Here is a 22015-nt window from a genome sequence, read left to right as displayed (position 1 = left end):
CGGCACTGCACGGGACAAAACGGTACCGGGTGCCTGCATGTTGTATTTCGTAGTGCTCAATACCCCTGATATTGTGTTTGTGCACAACCGGACACGAAAAATGCTTTGATCGGTAAGAAATTTGTACCAACCTAGTCGGAGCGGAGGAGGCGAGCCGAAAATGGACCTGACCTGACGTGATCCACGATCCCGACAGATACGCGACCCTGCCGCTTGGCGTCGTGGTGCGGCGCACCCCCGGGGTGACCCGCTGGGCAGCCTGGGCGTGGAAGGCTGTCGCCGTCCTGCCGGGAGCGACCGATGCAGCGTGGCGCGAGCTGCGGCGCGAAGGAGACGCGGTGGAATTTCACGCCGCTACCTGCATGCTGGAACTGCACGGGGCCGAGACGGAAAGCTACCTTCACGGGCTGTCCGCCCATGTGCCGGCCATCTACGTGGTCATGCGGGAAACCGGCACCGGGGCGGATGCCCCGTTGGAGGTGACGCTGGTCACGGCCTCCCCCTACGAGGCACAGGATTACGCCGACAATGGCGAGGACATCGTCGAGAAAGTGCCCATGCCTGACGGGCTGATCGCGTGGATACGCGATTTTGTGGAGAGGTATCACGAACAGGAAAAATTCCGGAAACGCCGGCGCGACCGCATGGATATCGAGAAAGTCGAGGATGGCGTGGGCGATCCGCGCGTTCGACAGACCCGGGACGTCTATCGTGCGCCGGGATCGATCAGGAAGGAGCGCATGCATTGACCCGCGGAAGCGATTTCTGGTCGCGTCGCAAGGCGCGAGTTGCGGCGGAGGAAGCCGCCGAGGCACGGGCCAAGGAAGCGTCCGAGGCCGCCGAACGCGACGCCGCGAGTGCGCAGAAAAGCGACGAGGAACTGCTGGAGGAGCTTGACCTGCCCGATCCCGACAGCCTGCAGCCGGGCGACGACGTGCGCGGGTTCATGGCGCAGGCGGTACCCGACCGGCTGCGCCGCCGCGCGCTGCGCAAGTTGTGGCTGACGAATCCCGCGCTGGCCAATCTTGACGGGTTGATAGATTACGGCGAAGATTTCACCGATGGCGCGACCGTCATAGAGAATTTGCAGACGACCTACCAGGTGGGCCGTGGCATGGTACGGCATGTCGAGGAAATGGCGCGATCCGAGGCGCAGGACCCAGAGCCGGAAAGCGACCCGGGTGGCCGGGCCGATGACGGTGAAAAGGTCGCGGATACGGCCGAGGTGACAGAACCCGATGCGGTGGTATACCCTGCTGGGGCCGAAACGACCGAGGGCGCCGCGCCCGCAGCGGCATTCGCGGATCAGGGTGATGTCGGGCCGGCTGATGGTTTTCCAAGGCGCCGCATGCGGTTCAATTTCGAAACCCGCGGCGAAGAGAGCACGGCTTGACGATGCAAGAGGATTTGATGACACCGCCGCACGCCCAGCACGACATCGCCCAGGAGGACCGCCTGCGCGCGGACCTCTATGATTTCCTGGGCCTGCTGCTGGCCGGCCCGCCGGACAAGCGCTTGCTTGACCAGACCGCGTCGCTCACGGGGGATGACACGGATCTGGGCACCGCGATCAGCGCCCTTGCACGGATCGCGGGGCTGAGCCACCCGGGTACGGTGGAAAGCGAGTTCAACGCGCTTTTCATAGGTGTCGGGCGCGGTGAACTGCTGCCCTATGCCAGTTATTACCTGACGGGCTTTCTCAACGAGAAGCCGCTTGCCGGGCTGCGCCGCGACATGGCCGCGCGCGGCATGACACGGGCCGAGAACGTCTACGAACCCGAGGACAACATCGCCTCGTTGATGGAGATGATGGCCGGGCTGATCCGCGGGCGCTTCGGCAGGCCCGCGTCGCTGGCCGACCAGAAGACGTTTTTCAACCGCCATATCGCCCCGTGGGCAGGGCATTTCTATTCGGATTTGGAAGCCGCGAAGAACTCGGTTCTCTATGCCTCGGTCGGCGCTGTCGGCCGCGTGTTCATGGAGATCGAGACGGAGGGATTCCGGATGACCGCGGACTGATCCGCGGGGCAACCGGCGGGGCGACCCGCCTTCAACCAGAGAGGAGGACTCTCATGACCAGGAAAGTTGAGGAGGCCAAGGGCGTGAATCCGGGCCGCCGCGATTTCCTCAGGATGGCCGCCACCGGCGCGCCCGCTGTCGCGGTCGCCACGGCAGCATCAACGGGCACGGCCGAAGCGGCCACGCCCGACCCTGCATCCGACAGGATGCAGGACACCGCGCATACTCGCGCGTACTTCGATTCCGCCCGGTTCTGAGACCGGACGCAATCATCCGACCTGCCGGCGACCGGTTGCGACAGGCCCGACCGTCCGGTGGACAACCTTAGTACCCAGCAACCCCGGCGCGGGGAAGCCACGGGAGGAGATGACAACATGCTTAGGAAAAAGACCAACGGGGTAGCGAGACGCCCCCAGCGGACAAGTATCCTGTCTGAGGTCGCGGGAAAATCCGTTGACCGCCGCGCGTTCCTGCGCGGCAGCGGCCTGGCCATCGGTGGCCTTGCCGCGATCGGGGCCACGGGTGGCTCCGTCACCAAGGCCAGCGCGCAAAGCGCCGCGAAAGAGGCCGTCGAGACCGTCAAGTCGGTCTGTACGCACTGCTCGGTCGGGTGCACCGTCGTGGCCGAGGTGCAGGACGGCGTCTGGGTCGGGCAGGAGCCCGGCTGGGACAGCCCCTTCAACCTCGGGGCACACTGCGCCAAGGGCGCCTCCGTGCGGGAACACGCGCATGGCGAACGCCGCCTCAAGTATCCCATGAAGAAAGAAGGCGGCGAGTGGAAGCGCATCAGCTGGGAGCAGGCGATCAACGAGATCGGCGACGGCATGACGCAAATCCGCGAGGAAAGCGGGCCTGACAGCGTCTACTGGCTGGGCAGCGCCAAGCACAACAACGAACAATCCTACCTGTTCCGCAAGTTCGCCGCCTACTGGGGCACGAACAACGTGGATCACCAGGCGCGGATCTGCCACTCCACCACGGTTGCGGGGGTTGCCAACACGTGGGGCTACGGCGCCATGACCAACTCCTACAACGACATCCACAATTCGAAGGCCATCTTCATCATCGGCGGCAACCCGGCCGAGGCGCACCCCGTCTCGCTGCTGCACGTGCTGAAGGCCAAGGAGCAGAACAACGCGCCGCTGATCGTCTGTGATCCGCGCTTCACCCGGACCGCGGCGCATGCCGACGAATATGTCCGGTTCCGTCCCGGGGCGGACGTGGCGCTTGTCTGGGGCATCCTTTGGCACATCTTCGAGAACGGCTGGGAGGACAAGGAGTTCATCCGCACCCGTGTGTGGGGGATGGACCAGATCAAGGCCGAGGTCGCGAAATGGACTCCCGAGGAAGTTGAGCGCGTGACCGGTGCGCCGGGCGAGCAATTGCGCCGGGTTGCCCGTACGATGGCCAACAACCGCCCCGGCACGGTGATCTGGTGCATGGGCGGCACGCAGCATACGAACGGCAACAACAATACCCGCGCCTATTGCATCCTGCAGCTTGCGCTTGGCAACATGGGTGCATCCGGCGGTGGCACCAACATCTTCCGCGGCCACGACAACGTGCAGGGAGCCACGGACCTTGGCGTTCTCAGCCATACCCTTCCCGGCTATTACGGGCTGAGCAAGGGAGCGTGGGGCCACTGGTCCCGTGTCTGGGGCGAGGATCCGGAATGGCTTGCCGGCAATTTCGCCACCGTCACGGGCAAGGACGGCAAGGAAAAGGCGCTGCAGAACCTCAAGGGGATCCCCGTCAGCCGCTGGATCGACGGCGTGCTGGAAGACCCCGAGAACATGGACCAGCCCAACAAGGTGCGGGCCATGGTGCTCTGGGGGCACGCGCCGAACAGCCAGACCCGCGGCAAGGAAATGAAGACGGCAATGGAAAAGCTCGACATGCTTGTCGTGGTGGACCCTTACCCGACCGTCTCGGCCGTGATGCAAGATCGGACGGATGGCGTTTACCTGCTGCCAGCGGCCACGCAGTTCGAGACGCGCGGCTCGGTCACGGCGTCGAACCGTTCGCTCCAGTGGCGCGAGAAGGTGGTCGACCCGCTGTTCGAGGCCAAGCCGGATCACGAGATCATCGGCCTTTTCGCCAAGAAGTTCGGATTCCACGACAGGATGTTCCGAAACATCAAGCTGGAGGACGACGGCGTGACACCCGATGTCGAGGACACGCTGCGCGAGATCAACCGCGGCATGTGGACGATCGGTTACACAGGTCAGAGCCCCGAGCGGCTCAAGACCCACATGGCCAACCAGCACACCTTCGACCGGACCACGCTCAAGGCCCGTGGCGGGGCGGCGGATGGTGACTACTACGGTCTGCCATGGCCAAGCTGGGGCACGCCCGAGATGGGCCACCCGGGGACGCCGAACCTGTACGACATGTCCAAGCCGGTGAGCGAGGGGGGCCTGACCTTCCGTGCCCGGTTCGGCGTGGAGCGGGATGGCGACAACCTGCTGGCCGAAGGCGTCTACTCGGTCGGGTCGGAAATCCAGGACGGATACCCGGAATTCACCATGCAGATGCTGATGGATCTGGGATGGGATTCCGACCTCACGGACGAGGAGCGCGCCACGATCGACGGCATCGCCGGGCCTGACACCAACTGGAAGACGGACCTTTCGGGCGGGATCCAGCGGGTGGCGATCAAGCATGAATGCGCGCCCTTCGGGAATGCCAAGGCGCGGGCGGTCGTGTGGACCTTCCCGGATCCGGTGCCGTTGCACCGCGAGCCGCTTTACACGAACAGGCGCGATCTCGTGGCCGACTATCCGACCTACGAGGACCGGCACGACTACCGTCTGCCGACGCTCTATGCCTCCATCCAGAAGAACGACTTCTCCAAGGAGTATCCGCTGATCCTGACCTCGGGCCGCCTGGTCGAGTACGAGGGCGGTGGCGACGAGACGCGTTCGAACCCGTGGCTGGCCGAGTTGCAGCAGGACATGTTCGTGGAAGTCCATCCGCGCGATGCCAACAACCTGGGTGTCCGGGATGGTGAACAGGTCTGGGTCGAAGGCGCCGAGGGCGCCAAGGTCAAGGTCATGGCGATGGTGACCGAACGGGTGGGCGAAGGCGTCGTCTTCATGCCCTTCCATTTCGGCGGCCATTTCGAGGGCAGGGACCTGCGGGACAAGTATCCCGAGGGCGCCGACCCTTACGTGCTGGGCGAAAGCTCGAACACGGCGCAGACCTACGGCTACGACTCCGTAACGCAGATGCAGGAGACGAAGGCGACTCTCTGCAAGATCAGTGCAGCCTGAGGAGGATAGAGATATGGCTAGAGCGAAATTTCTCTGCGACGCCGAACGCTGCATCGAATGCAACGCCTGCGTCACGGCCTGCAAGAACGAACACGAGGTTCCTTGGGGCATCAACCGCCGTCGCGTCGTGACGATCGAGGACGGCAAGCCGGGTGAGCGGTCAATTTCGGTGGCGTGCATGCATTGCTCGGATGCGCCGTGCATGGCCGTCTGCCCGGTGGACTGCTTCTACCAGAACGAGGAAGGCGTGGTCCTGCACTCCAAGGACCTGTGCATCGGCTGCGGGTATTGCTTCTACGCGTGCCCCTTCGGCGCGCCGCAATATCCCCAGGCGGGCAACTTCGGCAGCCGCGGCAAGATGGACAAGTGCACCTTCTGCCAGGGTGGTCCCGAGGAAAACCACAGCCAGGCCGAGTTCCAGAAATACGGCAGCAACCGGATCGCCGAGGGCAAGCTGCCCATCTGCGCCGAGATGTGCTCGACCAAGGCGCTCCTCGCCGGTGACGGGGACGTGGTTTCGGCCATCTACCGCGAGCGTGTCGTCGCGCGCGGGTTCGGCACCGGGGCCTGGGGCTGGGGTACGGCCTACGAACAGAAAGGCGGTTGACCGGCGCGCGCTCGCGCGCGACGGGCAATGCCACTGATACACGGGCGGGCGGCCTTGCGGGCCGCCCCCCGTTGCATGCACACCGACAGTCGGGACTTCGCCTCATGCCACGCTTTCTGCTTACGCTCATCCTGTCACTGTTCCTCGCCGCGCCTCTTGCCGCGCAGGAACAAGCGGCCCCGTCCGGGGCGGACCGTTCGGCCACCGGGGGTGCGCAAACCCTTGAAGACATCATTGCGCGTCAGCAGGGCCAGGAGGTCGATGATACTTTCCGTCGCGAGGCGATCGGCGACGCGGACAGCGCCGCGGGCATGGCCGACCAGCTGGGAACGCTCGGCGGCGCCTCGGATTCCGAGGTATGGCGCGCGTTGCGCTACGGCCTCTCCGATGTCGAGGTTTCCGCGGGCGGCGACCCTGCACGGGTTCTGATGCAGGATCGCGGAATGTGGTGGCTGCAATTCCGCGAAGGGCCGATGCTCACCTATGGTGGCTGGCTGCTTGTCGCCACGCTGGGGCTGCTGACGCTTTTCTACGTGGTTCGCGGCCGTATCCGGATCGATGGCGAAAAGACGGGCCGTACCGTTACCCGCTTCAAGGCGGTCGAGCGGTTCGGGCACTGGTTGATGGCCGGCTCCTTCGTTCTGTTGGGAATTACCGGCCTCGTGTCGCTCATGGGGCGGAAGTTTCTGATCCCCGCTTTCGGACACGAGTCGTTCTCGGTGCTGGCCACCAATTCGAAATGGATACATAACAACGTGTCATGGGCCTTCATGCTGGGGCTCGTGATGGTGTTTTTCATGTGGGTGTTGCACAACATTCCCAACAAGACCGATCTCAAGTGGCTGGCCGTCGGTGGCGGGATCTTCAAGAAAGGTGTTCATCCGCCCGCCAAGAAATTCAACGCGGGGCAGAAACTGATTTTCTGGGCGGTCATCGTTCTGGGCGCGTCGATCTCGGTGTCGGGCCTGTCGTTGCTTTTCCCGTTCGAGTTGCCGATGTTTGCCAAGACTTTCGCGATCCTGAACGAGACAGGCCTGCCGCAAGCGCTCGGGTTCGGCACGCTGCCAGCGGAGCTGGCCCCGCACGAGGAAATGCAGTACGCGCAACTCTGGCACGCGATTGTTAGCTTCGTGCTGATGGCCATCATCCTTGCCCATATCTATATCGGCTCGGTCGGCATGGAGGGCGCGTTCGACGCCATGGGGTCCGGCGAGGTCGAGGAACAATGGGCGCGCGAACACCATTCCCTCTGGCTTGAAGAGATGCAGGAAGGGGAGGGGAGCGCCGCGCCTCGCGGCAAGGCGACGACCCCCGCGGAGTAGATGCGTGTGCTTCGGCCGGCATTGCTGGTGATCGGTGCGCTGGTCGCCGGGGCCGCTCCGGCGCAGCAGTTCACCTCGCTCAAGGGGCATGGTGGCCCTGTCATGGGCATCAGCGTGAACAGCACGACAGGGCAGGTGGCCACGGCGAGCTTCGACAATTCGGTAGGCTTGTGGCGTGACCGGCACCGGCGGTGGCTCGAAGGGCACGACGCGGCCGTGAACACGGTGCTTTTCGCCTCGGACGGACTGGTCGCCTCGGGCGGAGATGACTTCGACATCATCCTGTGGCGTCCGGATGCCGGCACGCGCAAAAGGCTGGAGGGCCATGAGGGCAAGGTTGAACGCCTCGCGCTTGCGCCGGACGGGACGTTGCTGGCCTCGGCAAGCTGGGATGGCACCGTCGGGCTCTGGCCGCTGGACGGCGGGCCGCCAAGGTTCATGCGGGCGCATGATGGCGCGGTAAACGACGTGACGTTCTCGGGTGATGGCCGCGCGCTTTACTCGGCCTCGGCGGATGGAACGATCCGTCGGTGGGATCCCGCGACCGGGGCCGACCGGCTTGTGCTTGATCAGGGTTTCGGGGTGAACCGGCTCGTCATCGGGACAGAGGGGGCGTGGCTCGCCTACGGGGCCGTGGACGGGGTGACGCGCGTGGTCGACCCGGAAAACGGAGATATATTGCATGATTTCTCGCTCGAGCGGCGGCCCATCCTGTCGATGGCCCACCATCCCGGGGCAGGGCTGCTCGCCGTCGGGGACGGTCACGGGTATATCATGATTGTCGACACCGAGAACTGGAAGATCGCGCGCGATTTCCGCGCCATGCGGCAAGGGCCGGTCTGGGCGGTGGAATTCTCGGCTGACGGGCGGATGATCTATGCCGGCGGGATCGAGAACGTGGCGTTCGGTTGGCCGGTGGCGATGCTCGACGCGTTCGATCCCGCGGGCGGGGAACCCCGTTCGTTCCTGCGGGACCCTGAGGAGATGTCGAACGGGGAACGGCAATTCATGCGGAAATGCTCGATCTGTCACGCGCTGTCGCCGCCGCCATCGCGCAAGGCGGGGCCATCTTTGCATGACCTTTTCGGCCGGCCGGCCGGCAGCGTGCCGGGCTATTCCTATTCCGAGGTTCTGAAAGGCGCTGACATCGTCTGGTCGGACGAGACGATAGATGCGCTTTTCGAACTGGGGCCGGACCACTATATTCCCGGGTCGAAGATGCCGATGCAGCGCATCGCGGCCGAGAAGGACCGCCGGGACCTGATAGATTTCCTCCGCAACGCGGCGGTCAGCAAGGAGAACGAAGAATGAAATCGATGTTCGCGGGCTTCGCTGCCATCGTCATCATCGCGGTCGGTGCCTGGTATGGGTTGGGTGAACTGGGCTTTTCTACCGGTGAGCGCAACGCGGGCGCGGCCGTGCGTCTTGGTGACGCCGACGAGTGATCAGGGGCTGTGCTGCCGGGCGTGACCGCGCCGTGCGTTTGGCGCCGCTGATACTCTCGGAAAACGGGTGGAACGATGCTATGGTGCGCCGGAGAAAAACGGAGCCCATGCATTGCACGAAAACCCCACGTCCGATCCCGCCGAAACCCATGACCTGTGTATCGTCGGCACGGGTATTGCCGGTCTGAATGCCCTTCACGCGGCGCGGCAATATCTGCCGACCGAGGCGCGCGTCGCGTTGGTGGACCGCCGCGAGGGGCCCGGCGGCATGTGGACGAACACGTACGATTACGTGCGTTTGCACCAACCGTTCGAGATGTTCACCGCCGGTGATATCGCATGGCGTCTAGACAGGCCGCGCGATTATCTGGCGACAGGGGCCGAGGTGCGCGCGCATCTCGATCATTGTTGCGACACGCTGGTATCGGGAATGTCGCTGACCCGGCTTTTCGGGTACGAGGCGGGACCATGCGAAGAAGAGCATACAAAACACAGGGTCGTGGGCCGCGTCACCTGCCGGCCGGTGTCGGGAGATGGCGAAGCCGTGACGGTACGCGCACGGCGCCTGATCAATGCCACCGCCCTTGACGTGCCGGTGCCGCCATCGCTGGACCTGTCGTCGTGCAATGTCGTGTCCACGACACCGCATGAGCTGCGTGCAACCGGTCAACTGGACAGCGCGATGCCGGCCTTCGTGATCGGCGGGGGCAAGACGGGAATGGATACCGTGCTGGCGTTGCGTGCTGCGCGACCGGACCGGCCGATCACCCTGATAAACGGCAAAGGCACCGTTTTTGCCAATCGCGACCGGTTCCTGCCGCGTGGCGTCGGGCGGTGGTGGCGCGGGCAGTTACTGCTCAAGACATTCGGTGATCTGGCCATGCGGTTCAACGGGCGCAACGCCCGCGAGGTTTTCGACTATTTCCACGAAACCTACGCGATCAGCCCCGATGGCAGGGGGGTGCAGTTCTTTTTCGGCCTGATGTCCGAGGCCGAGAACGCCGCCGTCGCACAGGCGGTCGAACGGATCATGCCGGGCTATCTTTCCGACGTCGTCGATTCACCCGCCGGGCCCGAGATGGTCCTGCGAGACGGGAGCCGGCACAGCGTTGCCACGGGCAGCGTTTTCATCAACTGCACGGGCCACCTGTTGCGTAATGATCCGCCCGACACGACCTGCCTGTCGCCCAACGGGGCCTGCCTGTCGATATCGTCCCGGTCGGCGGTACATTTCCTGCCGTCGGTCGCGGCGTACTTCCTGACGCATCTTTATTTCCGCGACGCGCTGCGCGACAGCGGCGTGTACGAGATCGACCTCGCCCGGCTGTTCCGCGAGGACCGGCAGGCGTGGAACATGACGGCGGTCACGCAATCCTTCCTCAATACCATCCGGATCGTGGATGCGCTGCCGATGGGGGTCGTAAACGGGTGCGGTCTGGACCTTGATCGCTGGTTTCCCCTGCCGCGCCGGGCGCTTGGCATGCTCGATCTGAAGGTCAACCGGCGGCGCTACCTCGATCACTGCCGTCGTGCCCTCGATACGGTCGGGGCCGACCATCAGATCCGCTGCGGTCCCATCTGATGACTGGGCGGGGGGTGGCCTGAACACTCCCGCTGCGCGACACGCATGTGCGCGCGGTCCGTGGGCAACGAAAAAGGCACCGGGCCACGCCCGGTGCCTTGATGTAACGCCCAATCGGACGGGTGGCGGGCCTCAGTCCCAGCCGACCTCGTTGAAGATTGTTTGCGCGGCTGCCGCGTTGCGGCTGAAGGCCGAGGTGTTGGTGCTGCTGTCGGGCTTGAAATCGCCGAGGATCCCGGTGATCTCGGATTGCGGCGCCCCGTCAACGGCTGGATATTCGTGGTTCTGGGCCGCGAAATGCTGTTGCGCGAAATCACCGGTCAGGAATTCGAGAAAGGTCCTGGCCTGCTCGGGGTTCGGGGAGGCGGCCGTCATGGCGGCTGCCGTGAGGTTGACATGGGCGCCGCGGCCGTCCTGGTTGGGCCAGACCCAGCCAAGGTTGTCGATCCCGTCGGTCAGCCCGGCCACATCGCGTGCATGCCCGCGCAGGAAGTAGTAGTGGTTGGAAACGGCCACGTCGCATTCACCCGAGATGAGCCCGCGCAGCTGGTCCGTGTCGCCACCCTGCGGCGGGCGGGCCATGTTGCCAACGATGGCGGCGGCCCAGTCCTTGGCGGCATCATTGCCGTGCACCTCGATGAGCGAGGCGAGAAGAGACTGGTTGTAGATGTTCGATGAAGAGCGGATGCAGATACGATCTTCCCATTCGGGGTCGGCAAGCGCTTCGTAGGTCTGCGGCGGCGTGTCCACCCTGTCCTCGTGGTAGAAGATGATCCGCGCGCGCTGCGAAACGCCGAACCACAGGTCGTCGGGGTGCCGCAAATGCGCGGGAATGCTGTCCGTGATCGTGTCGGAGTCGAAGGATTGCAGAAGCTCGGCGTTCTCGGCGCGGGCCATGCGGCCGGCATCGACGGTGATGAAAACGTCGGCTGGGCTGTTGTCGCCCTCGGCTTCGAGGCGGGCAATCAGTTCATCCGCCTTGGCCTCGATCCTGTTGACCGTGATGCCTGTTTCGTCGGTGAAGCGTTGGTAGAGCACATCGTCGGTGTCGTAGTGCCGGCTGGAATAGATATTCACGGTCTGGGCCAGCGCGGCCGGGGCAGCCAGCGTTGCAATCGTCACAAGAGCAACGGTGCGGCTGGCGTTCGTGAAGCGGTTCATCGGCGCATCTCCATAATTCTGACTGATTTGGTAGGCAATTTCTCGTATTTCCGATAGAAACAGTCAAGAGAAAATCGGTATCGATCGTCTCGTCGGGGCTGACAGGCCGTGTCGGGGATGTTTCGCCGGTCTGTCATGGCGCATGCTCAACGCAGCGTAAAACTTGCGTGCTCTTTCAAAGCTGCCCATGGTGCCAACGGGATAGTGCGATTTGGGAGGATTGCCGATGACCTTCGCCACGAGGCAGGACGCACTGGACATCGAGAACGAGATGCCGTGGACCGAGGTGGCGCGACCGGCCACGCTTTACGAAATGCTGCGGCGGACGGCTGTCGCCTTTCCCGATCGGCCCGCCATCAGTTACCAGCTGCAGTCAGGCGCCACCGACAAGGCCCACACCCTCAACTGGACGGAATTCCATCAGCAGGTCTGCCGGGCGGCCAACCTTTTCCGCAGCCTCAAGGTGGCCGAGGACGATGTCGTCGCGCTCATCCTGCCGAACTGCCTTGAAACCGCGATCGCGACGATCGGTGGCATGGTTGCCGGGATCGTCAACCCGATCAATCCTCTGCTGGAGCCCGAGCAGATTGCAGCCATCCTGCGAGAGACCGACGCAAAGGTCGTGGTGACGCTCAGGGCGTTTCCCAAGACCGACATCGCCCAGAAATGCGCCGAGGCCGTTCGCCACGCGCCCCATGTTCACACGGTCCTCGAAATCGACCTGAACCGCTACCTCTCCCCGCCCAAGAGCTGGATCGTCCCGCTGGTCCGGCCCAAGAACCCCGGTAATCATCATGCCGACATCCGATGCTTCGCGAAGGGGCTGCAGGACCAGAACCCGACGCTGGATTTCGATGACGGGGGCAAGGACAGGGTCGCGGCCTATTTCCACACGGGCGGTACGACGGGCATGCCCAAGGTGGCGCAACACCGCTACGACGGCATGATATACAACGGTTGGCTGGGGCACCGGCTGCTGTTCGACGAGACTGACAGCGTGATGTGCCCGCTGCCGCTTTTCCATGTCTTTGCCTGCCACGTGATATTGATGGCCATGATCAAGTCGGGCGCGCATGTCGTGTTCCCGACACCGGCCGGCTATCGTGGGGACGGTGTGTTCGACAACTTCTGGAAACTGTGCGAGCGGTGGCAGACGACATTCGTCATCACTGTGCCGACGGCTGTATCGGCGCTGATGCAGCGCAAGGTCGATGCCGATATCTCGTCCGTGAAGAACGCCTTTTCCGGGTCGGCGCCGATGCCTCTGGAATTGTTCAACAGGTTCGAGTCGGCCACGGGCATGGCCGTGATCGAGGGATATGGCCTGACCGAAGCGACCTGTCTGGTTTCCTGCAACCCGCCCGAGGGCCAAAAGAAGGTCGGGTCGGTCGGTGTGCCGTTTCCTTACACCGATGTGCGGATTTACAGGGATACGGGCGACGGGCCGGAGGAATGCGCGACGGACGAAGTGGGCGAGATCTGCGTGTCCAACCCCGGGGTGAACGCGGGCAATACTTATACAGAGGCGCCCAAGAACGCCGATCTGTATTTCCATGGCAAGTACCTGCGCACGGGCGATCTCGGGCGGCTCGACCCTGACGGCTATCTGTGGATTACCGGCCGTGCCAAGGACCTGATCATTCGTGGTGGCCACAACATCGACCCCGCCGAGATCGAGGAGGCATTGATGGCCCACGCAGAGGTGGCCATGGCCGGTGCGATCGGCCAGCCCGACGCACATTCCGGCGAGATACCCTGCGCCTATGTCGAACTGGTCGAAGGCGGCACCGTTACCGGCGACGACCTGCTGGAACATTGCAAGATCCACGTGCATGAGCGGGCGGCGGTGCCGCGTCACGTGGAGGTTCTGCCGGAATTGCCCAAGACGGCCGTCGGCAAGGTTTTCAAGCCGGACTTGCGCAAGCTGGCCATTGGACGGATCTATGACGCCGAACTGGAAAACGCCGGGGTGAACGCGCGCGTCGTGCAGGTGATCGACAGCAAGAAACGCGGGCTCGTCGCGCAGTTGGAAAGGACCGGCGAGGTCGACGAGGCGGAGCTGGGCCATGTACTGGGCCGGTTCGTGCGGCCGTGGGGATGGGCCGGGCAGGAGGCCGATAACTGATCCGCCACGGGCCGATACTGCCGTGATGCCCAATCGCGCCACTGCGGCCCAAGGGTGCCGCGGGCCTGGCCGCATACGCGCCAGCACGCCCGGATCGATACCCGCGATCCCCCGGGCGTTGTCGAGGCAGGGGACAGGACCGTCGTTGGTTGACAGGGTCTCAGTGGTCCATCTACGCTCTTGGCCAGTGCGAGTTGGGGGGCGATATGCCGCGGAAGGTGTTCATCTGGGTCGCGCATCCCGGGCAGGGGTCGCTCTGTGCAGGTCTTGCCGATGCCTACGAGAAAGGTGCGACATCGCAGGGGGCGGAGGTCCGGCGCATGGATCTGCCCGACATGACGTTCGACCCGCATTTCGAAGGCTACGGGCGGGACGCCCCCGGGTTAGAGCCTGACCTGCGCCGATGGCAGGACGGTATCGCGTGGGCCGATCATCTTCTTATCGTGCATCCCTACTGGTGGGGCGCGATGCCGTCGCGGGCGAAGGCCGTTCTGGACAGGGCGCTGACGCCGGGATTCGGTTTCAAGTACCACGAGGGCGGTCTTGGCTGGGACAAGCTGTTGCAAGGGCGCACGGCGGACGTTTTCATCACCTCCGACACGCCACCGTTGTTCGACACGTTCATTTACGGCAAACCCGGACGGCGCGTGATGCGGAACCAGGTGCTCGGGTTCTGCGGGATAAAGGTGCGGAAGGCCGTGCAATTCGGGCCGGTCAAGACGGCGAAACCCGCGAAAATCGATCGGTGGCTCGACAAGGCCCAAGCACTCGGCCGCCGCGCGGCCTGACGCGAGCTACCGCACGCACTCGATGCCCGCCCCGTCCCGGTGACCCGGAACGGGGCAGCGCAAGCGCTTTGTCAGGAGACGTCCTTGTAGCTGATTTCCTTGCGGTCTTCGCCCGTTTTGCCTCGGCGGACCAGAAGGCGGTTGAGCGCGTTGACATAAGCCTTGGCCGAGGCCACGACGGTGTCGGTATCGGCTGACTGGCCGGTCGCGATGTTGCCTTCCTCTTCCAGCCGGACCGAGACGGTAGCCTGCGCATCCGTGCCCTGCGTCACCGCGTGCACTTGGTACAGCGACAGGTGCGCATCGTTCGGGTGCAGCTCGCGCACCGCCTTGAACGTGGCGTCCACAGGGCCGTCACCGGTCCGGGCCGCGGATTTCTCCGTGCCGTCGATGGTCATGACCAGCTCGGCCTCGGCCGGGCCGCCCGTGCCGCAGACAACGCGCAGGGACTTGACGACAAGGCGGTCCTTGGCCTCGTCCTCGCCGGCCGTGACGAGCGCGATCAGGTCCTCGTCATAGACCTCCTTCTTGCGGTCGGCGAGGTCCTTGAAGCGATGGAAAACATCGTCGAGCTGGTTCGCGCCGAGGTCGAACCCGAGGTGCTGCAACTTCGAGCGCAGCGCGGCGCGGCCCGAATGCTTGCCCAGCACGATGTTCGTCTCGGTCAGGCCGACATCCTCGGGGCGCATGATCTCGAAGGTCTCGGCGTTCTTGAGCATTCCGTCCTGATGAATCCCGCTTTCATGGGCAAAGGCGTTCTTGCCCACGATCGCCTTGTTGTACTGCACGTTGAAGCCCGAGACCGTGGCCACCCGCCGGCTGATATGCATGATCTTGCGGCTGTCCACTTTCGTGTGGAACGGCATGATGTCGTTGCGCACCTTCAGCGCCATCACGACCTCTTCCAACGCGGTGTTGCCGGCCCGTTCGCCCAGCCCGTTGATGGTGCATTCGATCTGGCGTGCGCCGCCCTCGACGGCGGCCAGCGCGTTGGCCGTGGCCATGCCGAGGTCGTTGTGGCAATGGGTGGCGAAAACCACCTCGTCGCCGCCGGGAACCTCCGCGATCAGCCGGCGGATCAGGTCGGCGCTTTCGACCGGGGCGGTATAGCCCACCGTGTCGGGGATGTTGATGGTGGTGGCGCCCGCCTTGATGGCGATCTCGACCACCCGGCGCAGGTAATCCCATTCGGTGCGGGTGGCATCCATCGGCGACCATTGCACGTTGTCGCAAAGGTTGCGGGCATGCGTGACGGTTTCGTGGATCCGTTCTGCCATTTCGTCCTGCGTGAGGTCGGGAATGGCGCGATGCAGGGGCGAAGTGCCGATAAACGTATGAATCCGCGGTTTTTTCGCGTCCCTGACCGCTTCCCAGCAGCGGTCGATATCCTTGGGGTTGGCCCGTGCCAGCCCGCAGATCACGGCATCCCGGCTACGCTTGGCGATCTCGTTGACGGCACGGAAATCGCCTTCCGAGGCGATGGGAAAGCCCGCCTCGATGATATCGACGCCCATCTCGTCGAGCAGACCGGCGATTTCGAGCTTTTCCTCGTGGGTCATGGTCGCGCCGGGGGATTGCTCGCCGTCGCGCAGCGTGGTGTCGAAGATCACCACGCGGTCCTTGTCCTGATCTGTCATGTCGGGTCTCGTTCGTTTGTCCTAAGCCTGATGGCGCGAAAAGGCACACCCTCTGAGCGGTCGCGCCCGTCTGGCACGCTCAGAGGCGGCTTAGGAGTAGCAGGGCGGAAACGCAAGCGGCCGCGTCAGCGCGCGCGGGTCGTGTAACGATATGCGTCCGTCCGGTCATGCGGATAGTATAGGGATCGCGGCGGGCCGTGAAAACCCCCGAAGTCGGGCAGGCGTGCCGCGTGATGCGCGCAATGCGGGTTAACGGCCTGCCGGCGCGGGAAAACGCGCGTCGGCAGCGCGGCCGTGGCGCGTCGGTATCGCGGCGGTGGCGCTGCGCGACCGGACCGGTTTTGACGCGGCGCGCGATCGGGCTTGAAGCCGGGCGGCGCCCGGCTAGATGCGCGCTCATGAAGAACGCATTGATCATCGGAAGTTCGGGCGGCATCGGGCAGGCCATCGGCGCGGCGCTGTCGGCGCGGGGCGTGGCCGTGACCGGGGTATCGCGCAGTGGTGACGGGCTGGACGTGACCGACGAAGCGTCGGTCGAGACCGCCCTCGGGCGGCTGGAGGGCCCCTTCGAGCTGGTCTTCGTGGCGACCGGCGCGCTGGAGATCGCGGGGCAGGGACCGGAAAAGTCGCTCAGGCAGGTAACGGCGGCCAACATGCGCGCGCAGTTCATGCTCAATTGCGTGGGGCCGTCGCTGGTGCTGAAACACGCCCGGCACCTGCTGCCGCGCGATCGCCGGGCGGTATTCGCGGCGCTGTCGGCGCGGGTGGGGTCGATCGGGGATAACGGCTTTGGCGGGTGGTACGCCTACCGCACGGCCAAGGCGGCGCTGAACCAGATGATCCACACCGGCGCGATCGAACTGGCGCGCACCCACAAGCAGGCGATCTGCGTCGCGCTGCACCCGGGCACGGTGGAGACGCCGCTGACGGCGGAATACGCGCGGAACCACCCCACCGTGACGCCGCCCGAGGCCGCGCGCAACCTGCTGGGCGTGATCGACGGGCTGGAACCGGCCGACACCGGGCTTTTCTTTGACTGGCAGGGAAAGCAGGTGCCGTGGTGAGCCGTCTTGTCCTCGTGCTGGGGGACCAGCTGAGCCTGAACCTGTCGGCGCTGCGCGCGGCGGACAAGGACACCGACATCGTCGTGATGGCCGAGGTGGCCGACGAGACGGCATACGTCCCCCACCATCCCAAGAAGATCGCGCTGGTCCTGTCGGCCATGCGCCATTTCGCGGCGGCGCTGCGCGCGGCCGGCTGGCAAGTGGCCTATTCCCGGCTGGACGATCCCGACGCGCCTGCCAGCATTCCGGATGCCCTGCTGCGGCAGGCGGCGGCGCACGGGGCGACGGAGGTTCTGGCGACGCAACCCGGGGAGTGGCGGCTGATCGAGGCGCTGGACGCGGCGCCGCTGGCCGTGACGATGCTGCCGGATGACCGGTTCCTGTGTTCGCTGGCCGAGTTCGACGCCTGGGCCGAGGGCCGCAAGGCCCTGCGCATGGAATACTTCTACCGTGACATGCGGCGCCGCACCGGCTACCTGATGGAGGGTGACGCGCCGGCCGGCGGCAAGTGGAATTTCGACCACGACAACCGCAAGCCGGCCTCGGACGACCTGTTGCGCCCCCCGCCCATGCGGTTCGAGCCGGACGCCGTGACAGAGGAGGTTCTCGACATGGTCGAGCGGCGTTTCGCCGGCAATTTCGGGACGTTGCGCCCCTTCGTTTTCGCGGTGACACGGGCGGAGGCGCTGCGCGCGCTGGATCACTTCGCAACGCGTCTGCTGCCGGGGTTCGGGGATTACCAGGACGCTATGCTGTCCGGGGACCGGTACCTGAACCATTCCGTCCTTTCCCCCTATTTGAATATCGGCCTGCTGTCGCCTGTGGATATCTGCGACCGCGTGGTTGAAGAATGGAAGGCGGGCAAGGTGCCGATCAACGCCGCCGAAGGCTACGTGCGACAGGTGATCGGCTGGCGCGAATACGTGCGGGGCCTCTATTTCCACGAGGGGCCGGACTATGCCGCGCGGAACGTGCTGGGCCATGCGCGCGACCTGCCCGCGATGTACTGGGGCGCGGAGACCGGCATGAACTGCATGGCCCATGCCGTCGAGCAGACGCGCGAAGACGCCTACGCGCACCATATCCAGCGGCTGATGGTGACGGGCAATTTCGCGCTGCTGGCCGGGATCGACCCGGCGCGGGTGCACGAGTGGTACCTGTCGGTCTACGCGGACGCGTTCGAATGGGTCGAGGCGCCCAACACGATCGGGATGAGCCAGTTCGCGGATGGCGGGATCATCGCGTCGAAACCCTATGTCAGCTCCGGCAACTATATCGACCGGATGTCGGATTACTGCCGCGGCTGCGCCTACTCGGTGAAGGACAAGACCGGCGCGCGCGCCTGCCCGTTCAACCTGCTTTACTGGCACTTCATGGACCGCCACCGCGACCGGTTCGAACGCAATCCGCGCATGGCACAGATGTACCGCACGTGGGACCGGATGGACGAGGCCAAGCGCCGAACCGTCCTGCGGGACGCCGACGCGGTGCTGCAACGGCTGGATGCCGGCGAGGTGGTGTAACCCCGGGGAATGCCCTGCCGCGGAGGGGCTCTGCCCCTCTTGGCCTGCGGCCAATTCACCCCGGGGTATTTCGCCTGAGAAGAAGCGCGGGGCGCGCCTGCGCGATCAGTCGTCGCCGGTGGCGGGCTGGCCGTTATCGTCGGCGGGAGCGTCCTCGGCCGGGGCGTCCCCGTCGGTGAGCGCGCCGTCCTTCCAGGTGCCGGATTCCTCCTGCCCCGTGGCGTAGCGCATCGTGCCCTCTCCCTGCCGCTTGCCGCGCAAGAAGGTGCCTTCGTAGACATCGCCGTTGGTGTAGGTGGCCACGCCCTGGCCGGAGATCTCGCCGTTCTGCCATTCGCCTTCGTAGGTGAAGCCGTCGGGCATGACGATGCGGCCCTGTCCGTGGCGCTGGCCGTTGCGGAACGTGCCCTCGTAGACGGTGCCGTCGGGATAGGTGGCCTTGCCCTGTCCGTGGCGCTGGCCCTCTTTCCAGTCGCCTTCGTAGCGGTAGCCGTCGGGATAGGTCATCACGCCCTGACCGTGGTTCTTGGCGTTCTTGAACCCGCCCTCGTAGACAAGGCCGTTGGGGTAGGTGGCGCGGCCCTGGCCGTCGATCACGCCGCCGCGCCATTCACCCTCGTAGGTGGCGCCGTCGGGATAGGTGATCTTGCCCTGACCGTTGGCGAGGTCGTCGCGGAACTCGCCCTCGTAGACGGAGCCGTCGGGATAGGTCACGCGGCCCTGGCCGGAGATCTTCCCGGCGACCCATGACCCGGTGTATTCGTAGCCGTCCGTGCCGATGAAAGTGCCCTGTCCGTGGCGGCGGTCATCCTGGAACTCGCCTTCGTAGACGTCGCCGTTCTCGTAGGTGACGCGGCCCTCGCCCTCGCGCCGGCCGCTGACAAGCTCGCCCTCGTAGACGTCGCCGTTGGGCTGGATGAGCTTGCCGGTGCCGTTGATCTGGCCGTCCTGCCACGTGCCTTCGTAGACCAGCCCGTCGGGCATGGTGAGCGTGCCTTCGCCCTCGCGCGCGCCGCGGCGCACCTCGCCCTCGTAGACGGCGCCGTCGGGGTAGGTGATGGTGGCTTTGCCTTCCTTGACGCCCTCGACCCAGTCGCCGTCATAGACATAGCCGCCCGGGCTTTCCATGCGGCCGCGGCCGTGATGCATGGCATTGAGGAACCCGCCCTCGTAGCGCACGCCGTTGGCGTAGACGGCGGTGCCGCGGCCGGTGATCTTGCCGTCCTGCCATTCGCCCTCGTAGGTGCCGCCATCGGTGAAGGTGATCTTGCCCACGCCGTGGGGTTTGCCCTTGGCGAACTCGCCCTCGTAGACCGAGCCGTTGGGAAAGCGCGCGACGCCGCGGCCGCGGATCTCGCCCTCGACCCAGTCGCCGGCGTATTCGTAGCCGTTGGGCAGGGTATACGTGCCGGTGCCATGCTGCAGGCCGTTCTTGAAGGTGCCTTCGTAGATGCCGCCATCGTCGTATTGCTTGGTGCGCACCTCGCCGTCGTCCTGCGCCTGCGCGGCGCCGCCGGCGGCGAGCGCGGCGGCGATGAAGGCGATTCTTGTCAGCGATACCGTCATGATTGCCCCTGATGCCCCGTCCCCGCCGTCATGGGCGGGTGTCGCAAATCTAGAGGACCGTTCGCGGGCTGACAACGGGTTTCCGGGCAAATCGGCTTTCCCTCGCGCCGTGATCTGCTACATCGGGTGGCGGAAGCAATTGCGGGGCATGGGATGACGGACCGGTTTCGCCTGACGCTGGCGCAGCTGAACCCGACGATGGGGGACCTTGCGGGCAATGCCGCGATGGCCCGCGAAGCGTGGGAGGCGGGCCGCGCGGCCGGGGCGCGGCTGGTGGCCCTGCCCGAGATGTTCATCACCGGCTACAACACGCAGGACCTCGTGATGAAGCCGGCGTTTCACCGCGCGGCGATCGCGGAAATCGAGGCGCTGGCGCGCGATTGCGCCGACGGCCCGGCGCTGGCCATCGGGGGGCCGGCACTGGAGGACGGGCGGCTTCACAACGCCTATTACATCCTCTGGGGCGGCAAGGTGGCGGCGCGCGTTTTCAAGCACCACCTGCCCAACGAGACGGTTTTCGACGAGCTGCGCATCTACGAGCCGGGCCCGGTGGGCGGACCCTATGCCGTGGGCGGGGTGCGCATCGGCAGCCCGATCTGCGAGGACAGCTGGTACGAGGACGTGGCCGAAACGATGGCCGAGACGGGCGCGGAATTCCTGCTGGTGCCCAACGGATCGCCCTATTACCGGGGCAAGGTGGGCCGGCGGCATCAGCTGATGGTGGCCCGCGTGGTCGAGACGGGGCTGCCGCTGATCTACCTCAACCTCGTTGGGGCGCAGGACGACCAGGTGTTCGACGGGGGCAGCTTCGTGCTGAACCCCGGTGGCGCGCTGGCGTTGCAGATGCCCCTTATGGAAGAGGCGGTGGCGCATCTGGACATGGTGCGCGACGCCGACGGCTGGCGTGCCGAGCCGGGCAAGCTGGCGCCGATTCCGGGCGAGATCGAGCAGGATTATCACGCCATGGTGCTGAGCCTGCGCGACTACCTGCGCAAGACCGGGTTTTCCAGGGTGCTGCTGGGGCTTTCAGGTGGCATCGACAGCGCGATCGTGGCGGCGGTGGCGGTGGATGCGCTGGGCGCGGAGAACGTGCGCTGCGTCATGCTGCCCTCGGAATACACGTCGGAGGCGTCGCTGGAGGATGCGACGGCCGTGGCAGACAACCTTGGCTGCCGGTACGATTTCCTGCCGATCGCGCAGGGCCGGGCCGCCATCACCGAAACGCTGGCGCCGATGTTCGAGGGGCTGGCCCCCGACATCACCGAGGAAAACATCCAGTCGCGGCTGCGCGGGTTGCTGTTGATGGCGCTCAGCAACAAGTTCGGCGAGATGCTGTTGACCACCGGCAACAAGTCCGAGGTGGCGGTGGGCTATGCCACGATCTACGGCGACATGGCGGGCGGCTACAACCCGATCAAGGACATGTACAAGACACGGGTTTTCGAGACCTGCCGCTGGCGCAACGCGCATCACCGGCCGTGGATGAACGGGCCGGCGGGCGAGGTCATTCCGCCAAACGTGATCGACAAGGCGCCCTCGGCGGAGCTGCGCGCGGACCAGAAGGACAGTGACAGCCTGCCCGATTACCCGGTCCTGGACGGGATCCTGGAAATACTGGTGGATGGCGACGGCAGTATCGGCGATTGCGTGGCGGCCGGCTATGACAGGGCCGATGCCGGCAAGGTCGAGCATCTGCTTTACACCAGTGAATACAAGCGCTTCCAGTCCGCACCGGGCACGCGGCTGTCCACGCGGGCGTTCTGGCTGGACAGGCGCTACCCCATCGTGAACCGCTGGCGCGACAAGGGCTGACACCTGCCCGCGCATCGCGGGCAGGGGCGGGATGTTCCCTGAAAAGATGCAAGGGCCGTGCCGCGGGCCGCCGCGCGACCTGCCGCGGCGCC

The 22015-nt window shown here is 65.3% G+C and carries 18 protein-coding genes; 15 read left to right on the top strand and 3 right to left on the bottom strand.

What is annotated here, in order from left to right; all coding sequences use genetic code 11:
* Positions 1 to 176: 176 nt before the first annotated feature.
* The 10 genes from ACH107_RS10685 (at position 177) to ACH107_RS10640 (ending at position 10247) form a co-directional block, all read left to right on the top strand.
* Entirely contained in the window at positions 177 to 749 is a 573-nt protein-coding gene (locus ACH107_RS10685) for a DUF3305 domain-containing protein (protein WP_412505845.1), read from the top strand.
* Entirely contained in the window at positions 746 to 1393 is a 648-nt protein-coding gene (locus ACH107_RS10680) for a DUF3306 domain-containing protein (RefSeq protein ID WP_412505844.1), read from the top strand. Before ACH107_RS10685 ends, ACH107_RS10680 begins: the two co-directional genes overlap by 4 nt.
* Before the next feature lie 17 nt (positions 1394 to 1410).
* A complete protein-coding gene (locus tag ACH107_RS10675; protein ID WP_412505843.1) occupies positions 1411 to 2019 on the top strand; it encodes a molecular chaperone in 609 nt (202 codons plus the stop codon).
* 53 nt (positions 2020 to 2072) lie between these two features.
* The gene (locus tag ACH107_RS10670) at positions 2073 to 2276 is read left to right on the top strand and encodes a ubiquinol-cytochrome c reductase iron-sulfur subunit N-terminal domain-containing protein (protein WP_412505842.1); all 204 of its coding nucleotides are present in this window, start codon (positions 2073 to 2075) and stop codon (positions 2274 to 2276) included.
* A gap of 117 nt (positions 2277 to 2393) precedes the next feature.
* Positions 2394 to 5291 (top strand): formate dehydrogenase subunit alpha, encoded by a 2898-nt coding sequence (locus tag ACH107_RS10665; RefSeq protein ID WP_412505841.1) that lies wholly within the window; start codon positions 2394 to 2396, stop codon positions 5289 to 5291.
* A 13-nt stretch (positions 5292 to 5304) separates the two neighbouring features.
* Complete coding sequence (fdh3B, locus tag ACH107_RS10660; protein WP_412505840.1) at positions 5305 to 5898, top strand: formate dehydrogenase FDH3 subunit beta; 594 nt, start codon at positions 5305 to 5307, stop codon at positions 5896 to 5898.
* A 104-nt stretch (positions 5899 to 6002) separates the two neighbouring features.
* Positions 6003 to 7220 carry a formate dehydrogenase subunit gamma gene (locus tag ACH107_RS10655; protein ID WP_412505839.1) on the top strand — a complete coding sequence of 406 codons (1218 nt, stop codon included), beginning with the start codon at positions 6003 to 6005 and terminating at the stop codon, positions 7218 to 7220.
* Positions 7221 to 8531, top strand: coding sequence for a c-type cytochrome (locus ACH107_RS10650; protein WP_412505838.1), 1311 nt, complete (start codon positions 7221 to 7223; stop codon positions 8529 to 8531).
* The gene (locus ACH107_RS10645) at positions 8528 to 8665 is read left to right on the top strand and encodes a hypothetical protein (RefSeq protein ID WP_412505837.1); all 138 of its coding nucleotides are present in this window, start codon (positions 8528 to 8530) and stop codon (positions 8663 to 8665) included. Before ACH107_RS10650 ends, ACH107_RS10645 begins: the two co-directional genes overlap by 4 nt.
* Positions 8666 to 8777: 112 nt before the next feature.
* Positions 8778 to 10247 carry an NAD(P)-binding protein gene (locus tag ACH107_RS10640; protein ID WP_412505836.1) on the top strand — a complete coding sequence of 490 codons (1470 nt, stop codon included), beginning with the start codon at positions 8778 to 8780 and terminating at the stop codon, positions 10245 to 10247.
* Between the two features lie 132 nt (positions 10248 to 10379).
* Here the strand turns inward: ACH107_RS10640 and ACH107_RS10635 are convergent, their stop codons facing one another.
* Entirely contained in the window at positions 10380 to 11408 is a 1029-nt protein-coding gene (locus ACH107_RS10635) for an extracellular solute-binding protein (protein WP_412505835.1), read from the bottom strand.
* Positions 11409 to 11634: 226 nt separating this feature from the next.
* Between ACH107_RS10635 and ACH107_RS10630 the strand changes: the two genes are divergently transcribed.
* Both ACH107_RS10630 and ACH107_RS10625 read left to right on the top strand, forming a co-directional pair.
* A complete protein-coding gene (locus tag ACH107_RS10630; RefSeq protein WP_412505834.1) occupies positions 11635 to 13533 on the top strand; it encodes an acyl-CoA synthetase in 1899 nt (632 codons plus the stop codon).
* Positions 13534 to 13739: 206 nt separating this feature from the next.
* Positions 13740 to 14321, top strand: a complete 582-nt coding sequence (locus ACH107_RS10625; protein WP_412505833.1) for an NAD(P)H-dependent oxidoreductase — start codon at positions 13740 to 13742, stop codon at positions 14319 to 14321.
* A 71-nt stretch (positions 14322 to 14392) separates the two neighbouring features.
* Here the strand turns inward: ACH107_RS10625 and ACH107_RS10620 are convergent, their stop codons facing one another.
* On the bottom strand, positions 14393 to 15958 hold the full coding sequence (locus tag ACH107_RS10620) for a 2-isopropylmalate synthase (RefSeq protein ID WP_412505832.1): 1566 nt from the start codon (positions 15956 to 15958) through the stop codon (positions 14393 to 14395).
* A gap of 398 nt (positions 15959 to 16356) precedes the next feature.
* Here ACH107_RS10620 and ACH107_RS10615 point away from each other — a divergent pair, with 398 nt between their 5' ends.
* Together ACH107_RS10615 and ACH107_RS10610 are read left to right on the top strand one after the other, a co-directional pair.
* On the top strand, positions 16357 to 17022 hold the full coding sequence (locus ACH107_RS10615) for an SDR family NAD(P)-dependent oxidoreductase (RefSeq protein WP_412505831.1): 666 nt from the start codon (positions 16357 to 16359) through the stop codon (positions 17020 to 17022).
* Positions 17019 to 18545, top strand: coding sequence for a cryptochrome/photolyase family protein (locus tag ACH107_RS10610; protein WP_412505830.1), 1527 nt, complete (start codon positions 17019 to 17021; stop codon positions 18543 to 18545). Before ACH107_RS10615 ends, ACH107_RS10610 begins: the two co-directional genes overlap by 4 nt.
* A 105-nt stretch (positions 18546 to 18650) precedes the next feature.
* On the opposite strand, the gene ACH107_RS10605 is transcribed toward ACH107_RS10610, so the two are convergent.
* Positions 18651 to 20111, bottom strand: coding sequence for an MORN repeat-containing protein (locus tag ACH107_RS10605; RefSeq protein ID WP_412505829.1), 1461 nt, complete (start codon positions 20109 to 20111; stop codon positions 18651 to 18653).
* A gap of 153 nt (positions 20112 to 20264) precedes the next feature.
* On the opposite strand from ACH107_RS10605, the gene ACH107_RS10600 reads away from it, so the two are divergent.
* Positions 20265 to 21923: an NAD+ synthase gene (locus ACH107_RS10600; RefSeq protein ID WP_412505828.1), complete on the top strand. Its 1659-nt coding sequence runs from the start codon at positions 20265 to 20267 to the stop codon at positions 21921 to 21923.
* Positions 21924 to 22015 lie beyond the last annotated feature (92 nt).

The sequence above is a fragment of the Roseovarius halophilus (ex Wu et al. 2025) genome, assembly GCF_047086965.1.
Note: the sequence above shows the minus strand (reverse complement) of the source record. Positions and strands in the feature narration are given on the sequence as shown.

Coding starts and splice junctions, on each gene's coding strand:
- ACH107_RS10605 (WP_412505829.1), bottom strand. CDS start 20,111: ATGACGGTATCGCTGACAAGAATCGCCTTCATCGCCGCCGCGCTCGCC.
- ACH107_RS10670 (WP_412505842.1), top strand. CDS start 2,073: ATGACCAGGAAAGTTGAGGAGGCCAAGGGCGTGAATCCGGGCCGCCGC.
- ACH107_RS10625 (WP_412505833.1), top strand. CDS start 13,740: ATGCCGCGGAAGGTGTTCATCTGGGTCGCGCATCCCGGGCAGGGGTCG.
- fdh3B (WP_412505840.1), top strand. CDS start 5,305: ATGGCTAGAGCGAAATTTCTCTGCGACGCCGAACGCTGCATCGAATGC.
- ACH107_RS10630 (WP_412505834.1), top strand. CDS start 11,635: ATGACCTTCGCCACGAGGCAGGACGCACTGGACATCGAGAACGAGATG.
- ACH107_RS10665 (WP_412505841.1), top strand. CDS start 2,394: ATGCTTAGGAAAAAGACCAACGGGGTAGCGAGACGCCCCCAGCGGACA.
- ACH107_RS10620 (WP_412505832.1), bottom strand. CDS start 15,958: ATGACAGATCAGGACAAGGACCGCGTGGTGATCTTCGACACCACGCTG.
- ACH107_RS10655 (WP_412505839.1), top strand. CDS start 6,003: ATGCCACGCTTTCTGCTTACGCTCATCCTGTCACTGTTCCTCGCCGCG.
- ACH107_RS10650 (WP_412505838.1), top strand. CDS start 7,221: ATGCGTGTGCTTCGGCCGGCATTGCTGGTGATCGGTGCGCTGGTCGCC.
- ACH107_RS10675 (WP_412505843.1), top strand. CDS start 1,411: ATGACACCGCCGCACGCCCAGCACGACATCGCCCAGGAGGACCGCCTG.
- ACH107_RS10645 (WP_412505837.1), top strand. CDS start 8,528: ATGAAATCGATGTTCGCGGGCTTCGCTGCCATCGTCATCATCGCGGTC.
- ACH107_RS10615 (WP_412505831.1), top strand. CDS start 16,357: ATGAAGAACGCATTGATCATCGGAAGTTCGGGCGGCATCGGGCAGGCC.
- ACH107_RS10600 (WP_412505828.1), top strand. CDS start 20,265: ATGACGGACCGGTTTCGCCTGACGCTGGCGCAGCTGAACCCGACGATG.
- ACH107_RS10635 (WP_412505835.1), bottom strand. CDS start 11,408: ATGAACCGCTTCACGAACGCCAGCCGCACCGTTGCTCTTGTGACGATT.